The sequence below is a fragment of the Candidatus Methylobacter oryzae genome (assembly GCF_003994235.2).
Classification (GTDB): domain Bacteria; phylum Pseudomonadota; class Gammaproteobacteria; order Methylococcales; family Methylomonadaceae; genus Methylobacter_A; species Methylobacter_A oryzae.
Genome location: NZ_RYFG02000112.1, coordinates 1 through 18,931, shown reverse-complemented (window position 1 = coordinate 18,931; position 18,931 = coordinate 1). Strand labels below are relative to the sequence as shown.

17 protein-coding genes are annotated in these 18,931 nt (G+C 47.6%); 8 read left to right on the top strand and 9 right to left on the bottom strand.

The window, feature by feature from the left end:
• The first annotated feature begins 2 nt into the window (after positions 1–2).
• From EKO24_RS16700 to EKO24_RS16685, 4 genes are all read left to right on the top strand, one after another.
• Positions 3–722 (top strand): 2Fe-2S iron-sulfur cluster-binding protein, encoded by a 720-nt coding sequence (locus EKO24_RS16700; protein WP_127028071.1) that lies wholly within the window; start codon positions 3–5, stop codon positions 720–722.
• Positions 712–1,251, top strand: a complete 540-nt coding sequence (locus tag EKO24_RS16695; RefSeq protein WP_127028070.1) for an NADH-quinone oxidoreductase subunit B family protein — start codon at positions 712–714, stop codon at positions 1,249–1,251. Before EKO24_RS16700 ends, EKO24_RS16695 begins: the two co-directional genes overlap by 11 nt.
• Positions 1,252–1,446: 195 nt before the next feature.
• Positions 1,447–2,946 (top strand): Ni/Fe hydrogenase subunit alpha, encoded by a 1,500-nt coding sequence (locus EKO24_RS16690; RefSeq protein ID WP_127028069.1) that lies wholly within the window; start codon positions 1,447–1,449, stop codon positions 2,944–2,946.
• A complete protein-coding gene (locus EKO24_RS16685; protein WP_127028068.1) occupies positions 2,939–3,487 on the top strand; it encodes a hydrogenase maturation protease in 549 nt (182 codons plus the stop codon). Before EKO24_RS16690 ends, EKO24_RS16685 begins: the two co-directional genes overlap by 8 nt.
• Positions 3,488–3,513: 26 nt before the next feature.
• Here EKO24_RS16685 and EKO24_RS16680 read toward each other — a convergent pair whose 3' ends face one another.
• From EKO24_RS16680 to EKO24_RS16655, 6 genes are all read right to left on the bottom strand, one after another.
• Positions 3,514–3,780 (bottom strand): hypothetical protein, encoded by a 267-nt coding sequence (locus tag EKO24_RS16680; RefSeq protein WP_127028067.1) that lies wholly within the window; start codon positions 3,778–3,780, stop codon positions 3,514–3,516.
• Between the two features lie 31 nt (positions 3,781–3,811).
• The gene (locus EKO24_RS16675; protein ID WP_161990617.1) at positions 3,812–4,768 is read right to left on the bottom strand and encodes an NHL repeat-containing protein; all 957 of its coding nucleotides are present in this window, start codon (positions 4,766–4,768) and stop codon (positions 3,812–3,814) included.
• 495 nt (positions 4,769–5,263) lie between these two features.
• Positions 5,264–5,608, bottom strand: coding sequence for a hypothetical protein (locus EKO24_RS16670; RefSeq protein WP_127028065.1), 345 nt, complete (start codon positions 5,606–5,608; stop codon positions 5,264–5,266).
• Between the two features lie 225 nt (positions 5,609–5,833).
• On the bottom strand, positions 5,834–6,946 hold the full coding sequence (locus EKO24_RS16665) for a hypothetical protein (protein WP_127028064.1): 1,113 nt from the start codon (positions 6,944–6,946) through the stop codon (positions 5,834–5,836).
• Between the two features lie 88 nt (positions 6,947–7,034).
• Positions 7,035–10,109, bottom strand: a complete 3,075-nt coding sequence (locus EKO24_RS16660) for an EAL domain-containing protein (protein ID WP_206667302.1) — start codon at positions 10,107–10,109, stop codon at positions 7,035–7,037.
• 108 nt (positions 10,110–10,217) lie between these two features.
• The gene (locus EKO24_RS16655) at positions 10,218–11,264 is read right to left on the bottom strand and encodes a phosphate/phosphite/phosphonate ABC transporter substrate-binding protein (protein WP_127028062.1); all 1,047 of its coding nucleotides are present in this window, start codon (positions 11,262–11,264) and stop codon (positions 10,218–10,220) included.
• Between the two features lie 250 nt (positions 11,265–11,514).
• On the opposite strand from EKO24_RS16655, the gene phoB reads away from it, so the two are divergent.
• The 4 genes from phoB (at position 11,515) to EKO24_RS16635 (ending at position 16,994) form a co-directional block, all read left to right on the top strand.
• A complete protein-coding gene (phoB, locus tag EKO24_RS16650; protein WP_127028061.1) occupies positions 11,515–12,234 on the top strand; it encodes a phosphate regulon transcriptional regulator PhoB in 720 nt (239 codons plus the stop codon).
• Between the two features lie 5 nt (positions 12,235–12,239).
• Positions 12,240–13,520 (top strand): phosphate regulon sensor histidine kinase PhoR, encoded by a 1,281-nt coding sequence (phoR, locus tag EKO24_RS16645; protein ID WP_127028060.1) that lies wholly within the window; start codon positions 12,240–12,242, stop codon positions 13,518–13,520.
• A gap of 303 nt (positions 13,521–13,823) precedes the next feature.
• A complete protein-coding gene (gene clpB / locus EKO24_RS16640) occupies positions 13,824–16,400 on the top strand; it encodes an ATP-dependent chaperone ClpB (RefSeq protein ID WP_127028059.1) in 2,577 nt (858 codons plus the stop codon).
• 216 nt (positions 16,401–16,616) lie between these two features.
• Positions 16,617–16,994, top strand: coding sequence for a rhodanese-like domain-containing protein (locus EKO24_RS16635; RefSeq protein WP_127028058.1), 378 nt, complete (start codon positions 16,617–16,619; stop codon positions 16,992–16,994).
• A 61-nt stretch (positions 16,995–17,055) separates the two neighbouring features.
• Here EKO24_RS16635 and EKO24_RS16630 read toward each other — a convergent pair whose 3' ends face one another.
• From EKO24_RS16630 to EKO24_RS16620, 3 genes are all read right to left on the bottom strand, one after another.
• Positions 17,056–17,310 (bottom strand): DUF2442 domain-containing protein, encoded by a 255-nt coding sequence (locus EKO24_RS16630; protein ID WP_127028057.1) that lies wholly within the window; start codon positions 17,308–17,310, stop codon positions 17,056–17,058.
• Positions 17,311–17,322: 12 nt separating this feature from the next.
• A complete protein-coding gene (locus tag EKO24_RS16625; RefSeq protein ID WP_127028056.1) occupies positions 17,323–17,583 on the bottom strand; it encodes a DUF4160 domain-containing protein in 261 nt (86 codons plus the stop codon).
• 133 nt (positions 17,584–17,716) lie between these two features.
• Entirely contained in the window at positions 17,717–18,790 is a 1,074-nt protein-coding gene (locus tag EKO24_RS16620) for a DUF4062 domain-containing protein (protein WP_127028055.1), read from the bottom strand.
• Between the last annotated feature and the right edge of the window lie 141 nt (positions 18,791–18,931).

Genomic DNA, 18,931 nt, shown 5'->3' with positions numbered 1-18,931 from the left:
ACATGAGTAAAACAATCACCATTGACGGCAAAGTTATCCCTTTTGAAGAAGGGCAGACAATTATGGAAGCCGCGACGGCAGCCGGAATTTATATCCCGCATTTATGTCATCAGCCGGAGTTTACCCCGCACGGCAGTTGTAAGTTATGTACAGTAAAAGTTAACGGGCGTAACTGCTCCGCCTGTACTTTCCCTGCAATGGACGGTCAGGATGTGCTGAGTGAAACCGAAGAACTGATCGATGATCGCAGGAAAATCACCCAGATGTTGTTTGTAGAAGGCAATCATCTGTGCCCAGGTTGCGAAAAAACCGGCAATTGTCAATTGCAAGCCGTTGCCTATCATTTAAATATGCTCGACAACCATTTTCCGCTGTTCTACCCGGACCGAGAAGTGGATGCCTCCCATCCTGACGTGATGCTTGACCGGAATCGCTGCATTCTTTGCACATTATGCGTTCGCGCCAGCCAGCAAAAAGACGGTAAAAACGTGTTTGCTGTCAGTGGCCGCGGTATTCACAAGCATTTAATCGTCAATTCCGACAGCGGATTGTTAAAAGATACCGATCTGGAAGCGACGGACCGAGCGGCGCATATTTGTCCTACCGGAGCGATTTTGATTAAACGTACCGGTTATCGGGTGCCGATAGGCGAGCGTATTTACGATCATAAAGAAATCGATCAAGTCAGTCTGGAAGCGGAGCATGTCAAACATGGCGAATAAAATTAGAGTAGCAACAACATCGCTGGCAGGTTGCTTTGGCTGCCATATGTCGTTTTTAGATATAGACGAGCGCATGCTGCAACTGGCCGAAGTCGTTGAGTTCGACCGTTCGCCGATCACCGATATAGAGCACTGCACCAACTGCGATATCGGTCTTATTGAAGGCGGCGTGTGTAATTCCGAAAACGTGCATGTACTGCGGGAGTTCCGTAAAAACTGCAAAATTCTGGTTGCAGTTGGCGCCTGTGCGATTAATGGCGGGTTGCCGGCTCTGCGCAATCATATCCCGCTTGAAGAATGTCTGAATGAAGCATATATAGAGGGTATCGGCGTAGAAAAACCGAAGATTCCCAGCGACATAGAACTGCCTTTGCTGTTGAATCAAGTACACCCGATCCATGAAGTCGTCAAAATAGATTATTTTTTACCCGGCTGTCCTCCGTCAGCGGATGTGTTCTGGAAGTTCCTGACTGATTTGATTGAAGGGCGAGAACCTTCATTGCCTTATGAGTTGGTTCATTACGATTGAGTGGCGTTTTGTCAAATAAGGCGAAGGTCATGCACACTGCCAATTGCTAACTGGAAAAATAGAACGCGGATACCACGGATTAAACGATTCTACGCTGGTAAAAAATCCGTTTAAATCCGCCTAATCAGAGGCGCCTACTTTTGGCATTCGTGTTCAATTGGAAACCAACATCTAATAATTAATACGAGAATTATTATGTACGAACATCTAGAAACAGCTGAAAACCGGGACAGTTTAAAACGCGTTGTTGTCGATCCGGTCTCGCGCGTTGAAGGGCACGGTAAAGTCACTTTATTATTGGACGAAGATAATAAAGTTCAGCAAGCCCGGCTACATATCGTTGAATTTCGCGGTTTTGAACGATTCATCCAAGGTCGGCCTTATTGGGAATTGCCGGTTTTAGTTCAGCGTTTATGCGGTATCTGTCCGGTCAGCCATCATTTGGCCGCCGCCAAAGCCATCGATCAACTGGTCGGCATCGATCCTGCTCACCTGCCGGTTTCGGCCGATAAATTAAGACGCTTATTGCATTTTGGGCAAGTGATGCAATCCCATGCCCTGCATTTTTTCCATTTATCCAGCCCTGATCTACTGTTCGGTTTTGAAAGCGACATCAGCAAGCGTTCGATTGTGGCAGTATTGGGCGAATATCCGGACATCGGCGTACAAGGTGTAAAGCTGCGCAAATACGGACAGGAAGTGATTCGTATGGTGTCGGGTAAACGCGTGCACGGTACCGGAGCGATTCCCGGCGGCATGAATAAGTCGCTCAGCAAAGCCGAACGCGACTATCTGCTCGAAGACATCGATCAAATGATCGATTGGGCTGCGGGCTCGGTTGCATTGATCAAAAAAGTGCATTGCTCCAATCTGCCGTATTACGATGAATTTGCGACGATACGCAGCAATTATCTGGGCTTGACTAAAGCGGACGGCGCCTTGGAGCTTTATCACGGCGGTATCCGTGCCAAAAATGCTCATGGCGAAACCATCATGGATCATATCGATTATTGCGAATATAACAATTATATCCATGAAGAAGTTCGCTCCTGGACTTACATGAAGTTTCCTTATCTGCTGTCGTTGGGGCAGGAGCAAGGCTGGTACCGGGTTGGACCTTTGGCGCGGGTCAATAACTGCGATTACATTGACACACCGCTGGCGGAAGCCGCGCGTGTCGAGTTTAAAGCGCACAGTAACGAAGCGATGGTACACAGCACATTGGCATTCCACTGGGCGCGTTTGATCGAGGTCCTGCATTGCGCCGAAAGTATTAAACAATTGCTCAATGACCCGGACATCATGGGCCATAATTTGGTTGCGCAAGGCGAGAAACGTTATGAAGGCGTCGGTGTAATCGAAGCGCCGCGCGGTACCTTGTTCCATCATTACCAAGTCGATGAAAACGATATCGTAACAAAGGCTAACTTAATCGTCTCAACCACCAGTAATAATATGGCGATGAACGAATCGGTACGGCAAGTGGCGGCGGAATATCTATCCGGACGTGAATTGACAGAACCTTTGCTGAATAACCTGGAAGTGGCTATTCGCGCTTACGATCCTTGTTTGTCTTGTGCGACCCATGCGGTAGGCAAAATGCCGTTGCAGCTTGAATTGGTCGATGCCGATGGCAAGCTGATCGATAAACTGGTCAAGCACAGCGACGGTCAAATTGAGCGGGAAAATGCCTAAACCGGTTTTGCTGTTCGGCTATGGCAACCTCAGTCGCGGCGACGATGCGTTGGGGCCCTTGCTGCTGGAGCATGTGGAAAGCCATTGCAGCTTGGATTCAATCGAAATATTGTCCGATTTCCAGTTACAAATCGAACACGCGCTGGATTTGGAAAACAGGCGCTTGGTGCTGTTTGTCGATGCTTCGGTAGCCGGCACCGAGGCGTTTGATTTTACCGTATTGGAACCCGCCAGGGATAAAAGCTATACCACGCACGCGATGAGCCCGGCGGCGGTTTTAGAGGTGTATCAATCGATAAAGAAGCAAATGCCGCCGCCGTGTTTCCTGTTGAGCATCAAAGGCGATAAATTTGAATTAGGGGAAGGCTTAAGCGCCAATGCCGAAACTAATTTAGCTGAGGCGTGTTTATTTGCAGAGCGGCTTTTAGATAATCCCGATCTTGATTTTTGGTTGAAACAAGCACGTCTACATGACAGTCTGCTTCGGGCTGATTTAAACCAGTCCGAGGCCGGAGTATGGAAAGAGGCGGCCACGAGTTAAACCTATGACTATGTTTTTTACCGCTGTCAGCGAGTCCTATCTTTTGTATTAATCATCTCTAAAGGATTCGTAAAGCTCTCTTGTTTGGGTTGTCTTTCACGCTGCACGCGTCGTTTTGGCTCTTGCTGCTGTTGCAGGTAATTCCTGGTGGCTTCTTGTTGCTGTTGCTGCCATTTCAACATTTGTTGTTGATGAAACTCTCTCATTTCAGTCATTTGCTGACTCATGTACGTAAGGTCAGCCATAATGACTGGAGATATCGATAGAAGTAATGCTGCAAGTAGATATTTCATATTTCAGGTCCTATCTCGGAAATCGCTCGCTTTAGTGTATGGTGTCGGCTTGTTCAGAGTCATCCGGTCGTTGGTTATGGAACTGTACAAATTCAATATCCGCTAAGTTGCCGAAACCGCATCTTATGGTTTCTGGATCTTTACCATTTAAACGCATGCGTTTCAGACAAGACCGGTTTGGAATATCGCCATCTTGATCCCAATAGACATAACCATTTTTCAGGTCTAGAGCTAAGCTGTTCGGGTTATTGTTTTTTCCGACAGCAAATAAGTCCTCAACCTCAGTACCATCTAAGTTGCATCGGCGAACAACATCGTTTACGTAATCAGTCCAATAGATCTTCTTTTCAACCGGGTCGATTTGTATCGACGAGGGGCGGCCCACCGCTGTGACTACGATTTTAATATTTGAGCCGTCCAGACCGGACCTGACTATATCTCCGAGGTAGCTTGAAGGCGTTGAACAAGAGTTATCCGAACAGTATGCAGTCGTCCAATATAACTTTTTTTTTACAGAGTCGATTGCGAGGTTGCCGCCAGCAGTACAAAAAAAACCAACATTTAAAGAGCAAGGCAGGGGAACAATAAATACGCGATTTGTGCCGTCTAAATTGGCCCGCCCAATTTGATTTTTGGATTGATCGCTCCAATAAATCTTTCCATTCTCGATATCCACATCGGCAGGAAAATCCAGCTTTGTCGTCACAATATCTTTTTGATTCTTGCCATTAAAGTTGATTTTGCTGATTACGCGGCGCTTCACGTCGGACCAAAAGATTTCCCCGTTAACAGGATCAACCGCAATGCCGCGAGCGCCATCTCCAGTTGATAGCAGTGATTTAAGTTCAGCACCGTTAGGGTTCAGGCGTTCTATAAAACCGTCTGCAGAGACAATATTCACAAAAAACAAGCGCTCATGATCTGCGTATACAGTCTGCGCAACAAATAGGATGCTGACTAAGACCGGTATGGCAAATGTTTTCATCATGTTCCTTTTCATTGTCTTAAGAAGGTTTACCTAATTCTATGTGGCTGTAACGAGGTTGAATATCGTACTTAACAGTGCGTTTTTCCTTTAGTTTAGATGCGACTCAAGTGCTGATTACTATTCAATAGATTGCTGATGATTACAATGAGTATAAGTGCTTAGCGTCTTTGACAATTCTTGATTTCAGCCGAATTATTGATCAGGCCGATTAGAAAATTCAGAAATTAAATATCAAAAGAGACTAAAAAATGCCGATCGTTCGGCTAATGTCTAAAATCATCCCGAAACGGATAACACTGCTGTCATAGGCTGAACGTTATGGAGAATTATGATGGGCTTATTGCGTAAGCAGTCAGAAAGCAGACTAAGTTTGCAGCGGGGCAATAACAGTTTTAGGGGGCGGTTAACTCGTCCGCAGGCAGAAGGTCTGGGGACGAGTTAATTAGATAAAGTTTTTTCGTCTTGCTTCGAAAGCTCTAGTTTTCGAAGATATGCTTACTTTTTATGTTCTTGCATCTTATGTTGGCGATGCTGCATCATTTGGGCGTGATGAGCTTTCATCAAGTCCAGTTGTTGTTTTTTTAACGCTTCTTTTTTGGCGGGGTCTTTCTCTGACAGAATTTGATTGGATAGGTCATGCATCGTCAACATGTGTTCCTGCATCGAGCGCAGATGTTCGTTTTTTTGTTCTTCGGTCATGCCGCCCATCATGCCCATGCCTTGACTCATGCCCATTTCTTTCATTGGCTCTTCGGCTTTTTGCGGTTCAGCAGCAAAACTGGTCATGCTTATAGGCAACAACAGTAATAGTACGGCAGTTGATTTATATAAGTGTTTCATTGGCATTACCTTTGTAGTTGAGTTGAACGGAAGTCAATTGTATGTAAGATCGGAGTTATGCAGAAGCAAAAGATTTATTATTGACGGATAAATAAACAACACCGGTCATTTTAGGTTTATCCGCTTACACTTCAATAAGTTGTAACACCTATAAAAACAGTCCGGGCAGAGATTTAGCGCCGGGCAAGATTCATTTTTTACGGCAAAGCCGTTCGTCAATGTAAATTACAGCCAGTGAATCAAGCTGAAAAAGAGCGAGGTATCATCACGGTCAAAGTCGTGTTGCACCCTAACGCTCGATTCAATGTTCTCGATACGTTTGTGATAACCCAGCAAGCCGCTGACGCCATTTTGCCCCGGATTCGGACTGGTTACGCCGACTCCGACAAACACGGCGCTGACCAAGCTGTCGATTCCGAGCAATTGGCCGGGATAAACGGCTGTTTCCAGTGTTTCTTCACGGCCGGCATTGGGTAAAGTTTTGTGAATAAAACGGAAGTTGAGCAATTCTCCGACTTCCCACGCAGTCAAACGGCGGTTGAAGTTTGGGTTCAGATAACCTAGCGGATTGGAGAATTCTACGCCGGTCGGCCCCATGGCGCGCCCTAGCCGGGATTCATGCCCTAAAAAACCTTTACGAAAGCTCAAACTGCCGGTCACCATTAAATCTTTTGAGCCGTTGATTTGGCCGATCGTGTTATCGACATAAAATACCTCAAGTGCCGGGCGCAATTTATTGGAGCCTTGGTCGGGCGCAACATAACCGAAAGTACTGCGCCATTGTTCGCCATCGCTACCCCAGGTGCCCATCAATTGTTTATTGAACAGGGCGATGTAGCCGCCGGGGTAGTCTTGTCCTTGAAAGCTTTGCCATTGTGTGGATACGATGTATTTAACGGATTGCCACTCGTTCCGGTAGGAAATCTTGGCGAATTTAATATCTTGGTCGCTGAGATTCCTGTCGACGAAACCGCCGCCAAAACCCAATCCGGACGGCAAGCGGTATTCGCCTTGTACTTCGGTTTGTTTGCTATCGCCTTGAAGCACTTCCTGAGCGCCAAGAATTAGATCGCCAAGATCGGGACGCGCCAACAATGGGCGGGCAAAACCGCCAAAGTAATTAATATCTTGCCCGCCTGTTTCGGATATTTGTACGCCGTGGCCGCCTTTAAAAACCGGAGTCCATAAAATGCTGTTGATCTGGAAGTCGCCGTTATCCTTACGGTCGTAGAATGCGTCAATCTTGCCGCCTTTGAAATAGGGAGAGTCTGTGTTGCCGGCATAAGCATAAGACTGGCAAGTCAGCAACAGGGCAATAAACAGCGCGTTGAACAGCAAAATAAAATCTTCCTTGTATTGGCTAGAAAAGAATTACAGGAAAAAGGGAGTGAGATGGCTCACTAAAGCATCTATTTTGAGAGGTATGTTAATGGAGTTTGTCGGCCAATTTATTAGCTAACAGGTTCTGTTTGAATTCGTTTGCAGGAACCGGTTTGCCAAACAAATAACCTTGGAATACCTCACATCCGTAAGACGTTAAATACTCGTGCTGAATCTTCGATTCCACGCCTTCGGCAATAACGTTAAGAGACAGATTTTTTCCGAGCGCCAGAATGGTTCGTATGATGGCTGAGTCATGGCTGTTAAAAGCCATATTCCTGATGAACGATTGATCTATTTTCAGCTGTTCCAGTGGTAATTTCTGTAGATAAGACAGTGAGGAATAGCCGGTACCGAAATCATCCATTGAAAAATTGATACCCAAATCCCGGATAGCATGCATTTTAGCAATAGTATCCTCGACGTTATCCAGAATTACGGATTCGGTGATTTCCAATTTGAGCTGAGCCGGATTAGCGCCGGTTTCCGCTAATACTGCGTGTATCTGGTCTACAAAATCCGTTTGGCTAAGTTGACGGCTGCTAATATTGACCGCCAATTTCAGGTTGCGGGTTTCAGGATATTTGGCCCATTCGACCAACGTTTTACAGCCTTGTTTCAAAATCCACTGTCCAATCCTCAGAATCAGGCCGGTTTCTTCAGCGAGCGGAATAAATTCGCTTGGGGGAATGATGCCGCGTTCGGCTTGATGCCAGCGTATCAGCGCCTCCGCACCAACCGGTTGTCCCGATGCATTGACTTGTACCTGATAATGTAAACTCAATTCGTTGCGGTCCAGCGCATTGCGTAGATCGTTTTCCAAAGAGGCACGCAGGTTTAAAGCTTCCTGCATTTCAGGAATAAACGCGCGTATCACGTTTCGCCCTGCTTGTTTGGCTTGATACATGGCCAGATCGGCGCGTTTAAGCAGTTCTTCGCAGCTGCTTTCATGGCCCAGGAATAATACAAAGCCGATACTGCTCGTCGAATAGTGTTCGATAAAAGACTGCCCCTTATTTTCGACCGCCATGGATGGTGGGAGTGTCATGGACGGTAGGGAACCGTCCTGACCGACCGCCATGGATGGTGGGAGCGTCGCAGACGGTAGGGAACCGTCCTGACCGGCCACCATGGATGGTGGGAGCGTCGCAGACGGTAAGGTGCTGGCGTGACCGGCATTGGTTTTCAATAGATAGAATTCAGCCAGATTGCTGCGGATTTTTTCGGCAACTGCGTGGGCCTGGACAGCGGCTTCAATTTCCTGTTCGTCCAAACACTCCAGCATAACCACGAACTCATCGCCGCCCAGTCTGGCGACGGTATCGACTTCCCGTACGCAGCCTTGCAGCCGCCGTCCGACTTCAATCAGCAATTGATCGCCGCGATCATGTCCCAAGGTATCGTTGAGCGTTTTGAAGTTATCAAGATCAAGGAACATCAGTGCGCCATGAGTCTTGTTACGGTGGCTGGCGTTAAGCGCCAGATTGAGCCGGTCAAACAATAACGTCCGGTTGGGAAGCTTGGTCAGGGAATCGTAGTAAGCCAGGTCTTTGATCCGCTGTTCATCGGCCTTGCGTTGACTAATGTCGGTAAAAGTGGCGACATAGTTGACGACTACGCCTTCGGGATTGGTAATAGCGGTTATGCATAACCACTCAGGATAAATATCGCCGTTTTTCCTTTTATTCCAAATCTCACCTTGCCAATATTTATCGCGATTGATGCTATTCCACATCTGGGCATAAAACTCGCTGTTCTGCCGGCCGGATTTGAGTATGCCGGCGGGTTTGCCGATAATTTCATCGGCGCTGTAACCGGTCAGTTCGGTAAACGATTTATTGACGCGCAAGATATTATTATCGGCATCAGTAACCAGTATGCCTTCCTGAGATTCAAACGCCGCTGCCGCAATACGCAGCTCATGCTCGGCTTTCAGCCGCAATTTTTCGCGGTCGAAGTTGTCCAGCGCATAAGAAAGGTCGTCGGTTAGACCACGCATCAAGTCAATCAGGTCGGGAGTAAAATAGTCTTGTTCATCGGCGTATACAGCGATAGCTCCGATGCAACGGCCGGCGCGGATCAGCGGGAACGCTGCCGAGGCATTAATGTTTTCTGTCGCTGCCACGGGCTGCCAAGGCCGAGTACTGGGATCATTGAGAAAGTTATTGAAGATTTTAGGGGCGCCTTCCCGAATGGCGGTTCCCATTGGCCCGCATCCTTCCGGCAATGTCTCGTCAATTGAGACTTTGAGGCTTTTAAGAAAGGGAGATTCCGGATGGCTGGCAGCTACTGCCCGTACCCAGCCATTCGGTTCGGTTATACCGACCCAGACCAGCTTAAAGGCAACATGATTGACGATGATTCGGCACACCTCGTTCAGCAACTTAACTTCGTCCGACTCGCGGACGATAACGTCGGCGCTCTGGGTCCAGGCGGCGTATAAGTGATTAATTCGCTCACGCTGACGTTCGGAATTGGACAAGACATCCAGCATTTGGTTAAAACCGTGCGCCAGTACGCCAACCTCATCATTGCCGGAAATATCCGCCCGGACATTGATATTTCCTCCCTCAACCTTGGCGGCTACCCGCATCAGGTGATGCAATCTTCTTGTCAGTCTTCGAGCCAACAGTATTGCGGCAGTCACCACGGTCAGGGCTGCAAAAATTATAAAATTTATGCCCATGACCGCAACCGAGTGTAGGTTAGCGTTGACCCCGTTCATAGTCATTTCCACTCGTGCCCATCCTATATGCCGTAGACCGGCCATCACCGGAGCGGCAACATCAATTTGACGCGTATTGGCCAGCAATACCTGAGTCGTTGGCGGAGAATTTAACAGTTTTTGATTTTGCGAGTCAGTAACGAACAGCCCGGCTTCTTCAGGCCGTGTGGAACTCAATACTTCGCCGTGCAAGGATAAAATATAGGCGCGTTTGAGGTCGGGTAGCCCTGTAAAGCTCTGCAAAACCTCCTTTAAACCGGCAATATCGTTCGCTAGAACCCATGACGCGCTGCTGCCGGCTAGCGAAGTGCTCAACGACCTACTTTGTTGCATCGCAGTGCTGTAAAGAAAATCACGTTGCTGTTCGAATAACAGGCAGGTCAATCCTATCATCATGATTAGCGCAACACTGCCAAACGACCAAGCTAATTGCTGTCTAATGGATTGGTTAAAAAAAGTCCGTTGTCTTTTACTTCGATTACGATCAGTTGTCATTATGTCCGTTTATTCTAAAGGCCGTACCGTCTTGGAGAAGGTGGCGATAAAGGCTTGTACAGGTCTGTAACTGTCATCATTAGCCGCTTCGAAACGGGTAACCGGAATACGCGACAGCATTGCCCGTCCTTGTTCGTTCCGGTCAAGACTAAATAACAGTGAGGCAAATTTATTGACTATCTCCGCAGGCAAATCTTTACGCGCCACCCAGCCGTTGTTTTGCAGCGCTTCGGTTTTCCATTTAACTTCAAGCTGGTCGGCTAGTTGAGGATTTTCCTTGCTGAATGTTTTCCACGGTACCGGCCATGTTGCACCGGCCGCGACATGGCCTCGCAATACATTGATAATTGAAGATTCCTGGGAGCCGACATACAGATTCTCGACATCGTGGTTAACATCGATGCCGTGAGTGTGCAGATAATATTGGGTCATCATCGTTGCGGCCAGGGCCGTCGGTGCAGGATAGGATACGGCTTTGCCTTTAAGGTCCGCGATGTTGTTAATGCCGCTGTCTCGGCGCACCAGGATAATGCCGCGAAAATCATCGTCATCGGCCATCTTTCCAAATACACGATAACCATGTTTAAGCGCGTTGACGGTCTGATAAGGATTAGGCATTGCGAAATCAAAATGGCCGCTGTAGAGCTTCCGGTCAAATTCTTCATAATTGCGGGATGCTTCCAGAATAAGCTCCGCTTCAGGCATATTTGCATTGATAAAATCGACGATGGGTCCGTAAACTTCAAACAGTCGTTTGGGATTATGCAAGGGATGAATGCCGATTATATATTTGACGGCTTTTGATTTGCCTTGCGTGCTGAAACTGGGCTCGTACATGGCATCCGGTTGATTGCTTAGAGTCGCAATCAACGGCAAATCCAACAACAACTTCCACCATTTCATCACGACGGATTCCTGGTGTTCGGAACCCGCTGCCGATATTTGAGCCGTTTGGTTTTTTTGCGCGGACTCCGATGGCGAAGCCTCTGCATGAACAGTGAAGTTAAAGACCAACAGCAGTGTTATGAGACTATATCGGCGTAAAATTTCAATCATATTAAGGTTGAAGCTCAGCGGCAGCGGTCATCGAGTACGCTACGTTAATCCGAAATATAGGCATTATCACGTAGGAGAGTTCGGCGGAATGATACCTGTAATTAGGCGTGCTTTGGAATTTTTTTGTACCCTCTAAATTATACAGGATGAGCACTACAAGTTATCTTTCCAATAGCCAAATCCTTTTTGTCATAAAAGGGTAATATGTAATTTGATAATATGCCCCGTTTATTTTTTATTCTAATTAACTATGCCTAATTTAAATATTCTCGTGGTTGAAGATGAAGACGCTATCAGAGAGATGTTGATGATGGTGCTTGAGCAGGCCGGCTTTAGGTCGATTGCGGCTGTGGATGCGGAAGATGCGCAAAAAGCCTTGGACGATTCCTTGCCTGATTTGGTCCTGCTGGATTGGATGTTGCCGGGAGTTAGCGGCGTCGAATGGGCCAGGCGCTTAAAGAAAGACGCGATGTTCCGGGAACTGCCTATTATTTTACTGACGGCGCGAGGAGAGGAAGAAGATAAAGTTAAAGGCTTGGAAATCGGTGCCGACGATTATATGACTAAGCCTTTCTCACCCAAGGAATTAGTGGCCCGTATTCGTGCGGTTCTGCGCAGAAGCGGAAAAATCAATGACCTGGCGCAAATCACTCTGGGGGACCTGGTTCTGGATACCGAACAGCATCGGCTCAGCATTGGCGATAAGCAGCTTGAAGTCAGTCCGACCGAGTTTCGGTTAATGCAGTTTTTTATGACTCATCCCGATAAAGTATTCAATCGTACCCAATTACTGGACCAGGTTTGGGGCCGTAGCGTCTATATCGAAGAGCGTACTGTCGACGTGCATATTCGAAGATTGCGAAAAATTCTCAGCGAACACGGCCGGGAGGATTTAGTGCAAACCGTGCGCGGCTTCGGTTACCGGTTTTCAGTTGCGGATTCATCAACTTCGTCATCTTTATCGTCGTAAGCAATATGGAGGTTTGGCAAAGAGAATTTATCACCGCGTTGCTGCTGTTTGTAGCCGTGGCAATAGTCGGCGGGATGACCGGGCTTTTTATGCCTTTGGCGTTGGCAGTGACGCTGGGCATTTTAGTGCGCCAGTTATTTCAAATTAACCGGTTTGAAAAATGGATACGGGCAGGGGGTAGGGCCAAGTATCCGAAAACGACAGGCATCTGGGAAGAAATTTATTACCATGTCTACCGCATTAAAAAGAACGAGAAAAAGCGTAAAAAGAAATTGGGCAAAATGGTTGATCAATTTCGCCAATCTACCGAAGCGCTACCGGATGCCGCCGTTGTTTTAGGCGCTAATGACGAGATTGAGTGGGCGAATAAGGCCGCGAGGGATGTTTTTGGCTTGCAACAATCCGATAAAGGCCAACGCATTCCTAATCTTATCCGCTTCCCTGAATTTATCCGTTACCTTAAATCCGGCAATTATAACGAGGCGGTCATATTGCCTTCGCCGGTCAATCACCGTATCACCCTGGCCGTGCGGATTGTTACCTATGGCGCAGGCCTGCGGCTGCTGCTGGCCCAGGACGTTACGGAGCTGAAAAAAATGGAAAGGATGCGTAAGGATTTTGTTGCTAATGTGTCCCATGAACTCAGGACGCCATTGACAGTATTGAAAGGCTACCTGGAAACCTTGCAGGACATGGATGACGGAGAGTCGCCGTTATTGACCACCTCGTTCCAGCAAATGCAGGGGCAGACAGAGCGCATGCAGCATCTGGTCGACGACTTATTATTATTGACGCGGCTGGAAACCCGGCAGAAGAAAACCGAGTGCGTCAATATCCCTGCATTATTAATCCAGATTTGCAAGGAAGCCGAGACCATGAACGGTAAGGCTTCCGACCGGATCGACCTAACGCTGGAAACAAATGTGCATATTACCGGCGAAGAGCAGGAATTGCGTAGCGCCTTCACTAACTTGCTGGGCAATGCGCTTAAATATTCACCGGAGGATTCCGTAGTCAAAATACGCTGGTATCGAATTGCCGATGACATCGTGCTGGAAGTTGAGGATCACGGCGAAGGTATCCCGACAGCTGATATTCCTCGAGTGACCGAGCGATTTTACCGCTCTGAAGTCAAACGCGTTAAGAAAGTAGGCGGAACCGGTTTAGGTTTGGCTATCGTCAAGCATGTACTGATGCGCCATGACGCCAAATTAAATATCGTCAGCGAATTGGGCAAGGGCAGTTGTTTCAGTTGCCATTTTCCGGCTAAGCGGGTTTGTAATTAGCTGGTCATGGCGTCTATTTGACTGCATTCTATATTGGCAGCTAGGGAGGCAAGGTCTGTAGAGTGACGCCATAGTAGCCAAAATAACAAAGTTTTTGTTGAGAACTGTAGCGCAGCAGCCGAATGGCCGAAGTCGGAAGCGGCGCAAAAGTGAGACAAAGTAACAGGCCGTAAAATCGAACCCTGTCCGGGATGTTCCCGACAGGGTTTTTTAATGTTTGCCGGACAGCCGTTCGCTTGAAAACAGTCGAGCAATCCCCCATGTTAGCAGTAACTTAAAAACTCCTAAGATGAGGCAACTATTATGCGTATGGACAAATTAACCAGCATGTTTCAATCGGCGTTGGCCGATGCACAAAGTATGGCGTTGGGCAAAGATCATCAATTCATCGAGCCCACCCATCTGATGCTGGCTTTACTGGATCAGCAGGGTGGCAGTATCAGGCCGATGTTGGGCCAGATCGGCATCAACACGCAGTTACTGCGCACCGAGCTGGTTAAAGAATTGGACCGTTTGGCGACGGTCAGCGGTTCCGGCGGCGACGTGCAGGTTTCCAACGAATTATCGCGATTATTGAACCTGACCGATAAATTGGCGCAAAAGCGCGGCGATAAATTCATCTCCAGCGAACTGTTTTTGTTGGCGGTATTCGATGAAAAAGGCCTGCTTCAGGACTTGTTTAAAAAAGCCGGGCTGACCAAACAAGCCGTTGAAAAAGCCATCGATGCGATGCGCGGCGGCCAGCCGGTCGACGATCCGAACGCCGAAGAGCAGCGCCAAGCCTTGAAAAAATACACGATTAACCTGACCGAGCGCGCCGAACAAGGCAAGCTGGACCCGGTGATCGGCCGCGACGACGAGATACGCCGGACCATCCAGGTTTTGCAGCGCCGAACCAAAAACAACCCGGTGCTGATCGGCGAGCCCGGCGTCGGTAAGACCGCGATTGTCGAGGGATTGGCGCAACGCATCGTCAACGGCGAAGTGCCGGAAGGCATCAAAGGCAAGCAAGTGCTGGCGCTGGATATGGCCGCGTTGATTGCCGGGGCCAAGTTTCGCGGCGAATTCGAGGAACGCCTGAAAGCGGTGCTGAACGATCTTGCCAAGCAGGAAGGCCAGATTATCCTGTTTATCGACGAGCTGCATACGATGGTCGGCGCCGGCAAAGCCGAAGGCGCAATGGATGCAGGGAATATGCTGAAGCCGGCATTGGCGCGCGGCGAACTGCATTGCGTCGGCGCGACGACTCTGGATGAATACCGTAAATATGTCGAAAAAGACGCGGCATTGGAGCGTCGCTTCCAGAAAGTGCTGGTCGACGAGCCGTCCGTTGAAGATACCGTTGCGATTTTGCGCGGCCTGAAAGAAAAATACGAAGTGCATCACGGCGTCGATATTACCGATCCGGCCATTATCGCGGCCGCGAATCTATCGTATCGCTATATTTCCGACCGGCAGTTGCCGGACAAGGCTATCGACCTGATCGACGAAGCGGCCAGCCGCATACGGATGGAAATAGATTCCAAGCCGGAAGAAATGGACAAGTTGTACCGGCGCTTGATCCAGTTGAAAATAGAACAGGTCGCGCTGAAAAAAGAATCCGACCCTGCGTCGAAAAAGCGCCTGGAAATACTCGAAGAAGAAATCGCCGATTTGGAAAAAGAATATTCCGATTTGGAAGAAATTTGGAAAGCCGAAAAAGCCTCGTTGCAGGGTTCGGCGTCAATCAAGGAAAAACTGGAACAAGCCAAGACCGAACTCGATGCAGCGAGCCGCGCCGGCGATTTGGCCAGAATGTCCGAGTTGCAGTACGGCATTATTCCGGCGCTGGAAAAACAGTTGCATGCGGACGTACCGGCTGAAGATCACAAGATGACGTTATTACGCAACAAAGTCACCGACGAGGAAATCGCCGAAGTCGTGTCGAAATGGACCGGCATTCCTGTATCGAAAATGATGGAAGGCGAGCGCGACAAACTGTTGCGGATGGAAGAAGAACTCAGTAAACGGGTCGTCGGTCAGCAAGAAGCGCTGAAAGCGGTCAGTAATGCAATCCGCCGTTCCAGGGCCGGCTTGTCAGATCCGAACCGCCCGAACGGTTCGTTCCTGTTTTTGGGGCCGACCGGCGTCGGTAAAACCGAGCTGTGCAAGGCCTTGGCCGAGTTCATGTTCGACACCGTTGACGCGATGGTCCGCATCGACATGTCCGAGTTTATGGAAAAACATTCGGTCGCGCGCTTGATCGGTGCGCCTCCGGGCTATGTCGGTTATGAAGAAGGCGGCTACCTGACCGAGCTGGTCCGGCGCAAACCGTATTCGGTGATCCTGATGGACGAAATCGAAAAAGCCCATCCGGACGTGTTCAACATCCTGCTGCAAGTGCTGGATGACGGCCGCTTGACCGACGGGCAGGGCAGGACCGTCGATTTCAGGAACACGATTATCGTGATGACCTCGAACCTGGGCTCGGACATCATTCAATCGCTGTCCGGCGAAGCGCTGTATTCGGTCATGAAAACATCGGTCATGGAAATCGTCGGCACCAAATTCCGGCCGGAATTCATCAACCGGATCGACGAAGCTGTGGTGTTCCATTCATTGGGCCGTGAGCAAATCCGCGCGATTTCCAAAATTCAAATCGATTACTTGCGTAGCCGCTTGCAGGAACGCGAAATCGGTTTCGAGATTTCGGAACAGGCGCTGGATTTGCTGGGCGAGGCGGGATTCGATCCGGTTTACGGCGCAAGGCCGATGAAGCGCGCCATCCAGCAACAGCTTGAAAACCCGTTGGCGCAGCAGATTCTGGCCGGCAATTTTGTCGCCGGGGATACGATCAAAGTCGAGGTCGAGCATGACGCGTTGCGGTTCTTGAAAGGCTAAAATCCTGGGCTTAGTTTGATTGGACGGGGCCTGTTGTCCAGCTCGAAACGTTTTACACTAATTTGGTATTGATCTCGGTATACTGGCAACGTCGGGGCCGGGGATGTAATCTCCGGCCCGCTTGCTGTTTAAAGCTGAGTTGAGCGGCTTGCCCGCTCAAACGAAACTTATGCCCTTTGGGTATGAGAAAAACATCTGAATCCTGAGGTCTTAACCATGAAAAAACAGTTTTCCCTCCTATTATTTATCTTCTTCTTGAATGGCTGTACGTTTCAAAAGCCCGATTACCTGAAATTCATAACGCCGGTTGAATTGGATCAAGTCATGAAGCAGCAGGATATATTTCTTGTCGACGTGCATACGCCCGAACAGAAACATATCAAAGGCACAGATGTTTTCATTCCTTACAACGAAATTGGGAAACACTTGGACAAGCTTCCCGTGGATAAAAGCACGCCGATTTATTTGTATTGCGAAGGCGGTCCGATGGGCAATGCCGCGGCAAAGTCTTTGCATGAATTAGGCTACGCTAACTTAACTAATCTTGAGGGCGGAGCCAAGGCGTGGAGGAAAGCGGGGCTCGGTTTGGAGTAAGTAGAAGATAGATAGGATGGGTACGGCAGTATGAGCACGTGCCCATCTTTCGCGCTAAATTTCAAGACAACAGCCATTCGCCTGTTTGTGAAATTGCCCGGTACATACTGTCTGGAGCAAGATCGATTTCATCGCTCCATGATACAAAACCATCGGTTACTTTAAGCTGGTTAAAAAAGTCCGGATTTTTGAGTTTTTCAAACACCCCGTAAAGATAAGACGGCAAAAAACGGACTTTTCCGCTTAAACCGTCCGAAAAACGAACCTCAAAGGCCAATTCGCCAATAACTCGTGCTTCAATGACATCGTAATACATAAGAATTCTCCATTAGGGTAACGGCTCTATTTTATCCGGCTGTTGATGAACACGGCACTTATCCCAATCGCTCAATAATTCGTCACGATGTAATTCAGCCCAATCCAAAACCAAGTTAAGCGCACGCCGGGGCAATGTACCTTCAATTATTTCAAGGGTATGAATGTTGATTGCCGCTTTGTGTTCACCGTATTGTGCGTGAAAATGCGGAGGCGCATGTTCTTCAAAAAACATACGAATAATAATTCCGTAAAACACGCTAATAGTCGGCATTGTTATTTCTCATCGATAATTCTTAAGTTTTATTTGCCTATTCATACAACGTTTAAACCAGCGGTTTAGTATGAGTGACCTTATTTAGGTGGAGCAATAGCGCCGCCTATTGCACTTTAGAGCTCTATTATGTCTATTCGGGCTTTTCATTAATCTCAATATATTTGGGCATTTTGCCGTTTACATTTAGCCAGTATTTATACCGTTCCAATTTCTCTGAGTAAATTAGCCGGTACTCATCACCCCTTCTTCTTATTATGCTGCGTAATTCATTATTATTAGAAACAGGAGGGATATAGTTTTTTGTAAGGAAACCATACATTTTTAGGTCATCAGCCAAGTTCTTAATTTCTGCTATCCAAAAGTTCTGGGCAACTTCAGTTTGCATTAAGGGAATCTCACTTAAAATTATATTCACAATCAAATACCATTTATATTCATGGCTATCCGATGTAGCAATAAATGGAATTAACGATGCCAGATTAATAGAATATTTTTTATTTAAAACTTCGGCTTTACTATTTATTCCTTGCTTGATTGCCACTTCTATATTTTCTAATCGATTAAGGCTGCTATAGATGTAGGCGAAATCTTTCTCTTCACTTCCTGTAAATATACTAGGTTCAACCTCGGACAGAGCTTTGCTGAATTCTGCGTTTTGCTTGCGAAGTTCGTTGATTTCAACTAACAACTCTTCGTTGGATACCTTGTCTGCCCTGACCCAACCAATTGCCGGAAACATTTTTATTGTTTTTGGCAAACTTAAAGCCACAATCCCAGGAAGGGCTTCTGCGTTTGGCCAGAATTTAACTATTCTACCGGTGGCTACTTTACCGCGGAAAGATTGTAGGCGGGCGCGTAGCTCTGGATCTTGTTCTGATTTATCAAATGGTATTTGATTCGGATTTTCATGTAGTAGCGCAATGACCTTTAAGCCACGCTCAAGAGCATATTCATATTCCTGCTCCGTATAACTAATACCTTGAGTGGTTATAGATCCGTATCGGCCTCCAATAATTAACAAATAATAATCGCAGTCATCAATGATTCGTTTGATGAATTCAAATTGGTCTTCATCAGTGGCTGGAAAAAGTTCCATGCCAGCAGGAATACAATCCAACTCCATTAATGTTTGAATGACCTTATGCCTCTCGTCCTTTAAATCAGCGTAAGTTGAACTGACAAACACTTGATACCTTTTTTCCAATTGCTATCTCCGTTGTTTGGTTATATTTTTTGAAATGTGATCATCATAAGTAGAAGTTACGCATTGACCGCTGGTTAATATTGTGGATTGAGCTGGTCTTTGCCGGGCATAAAGCCGGTGATGAACGTGGCGATAACCTCA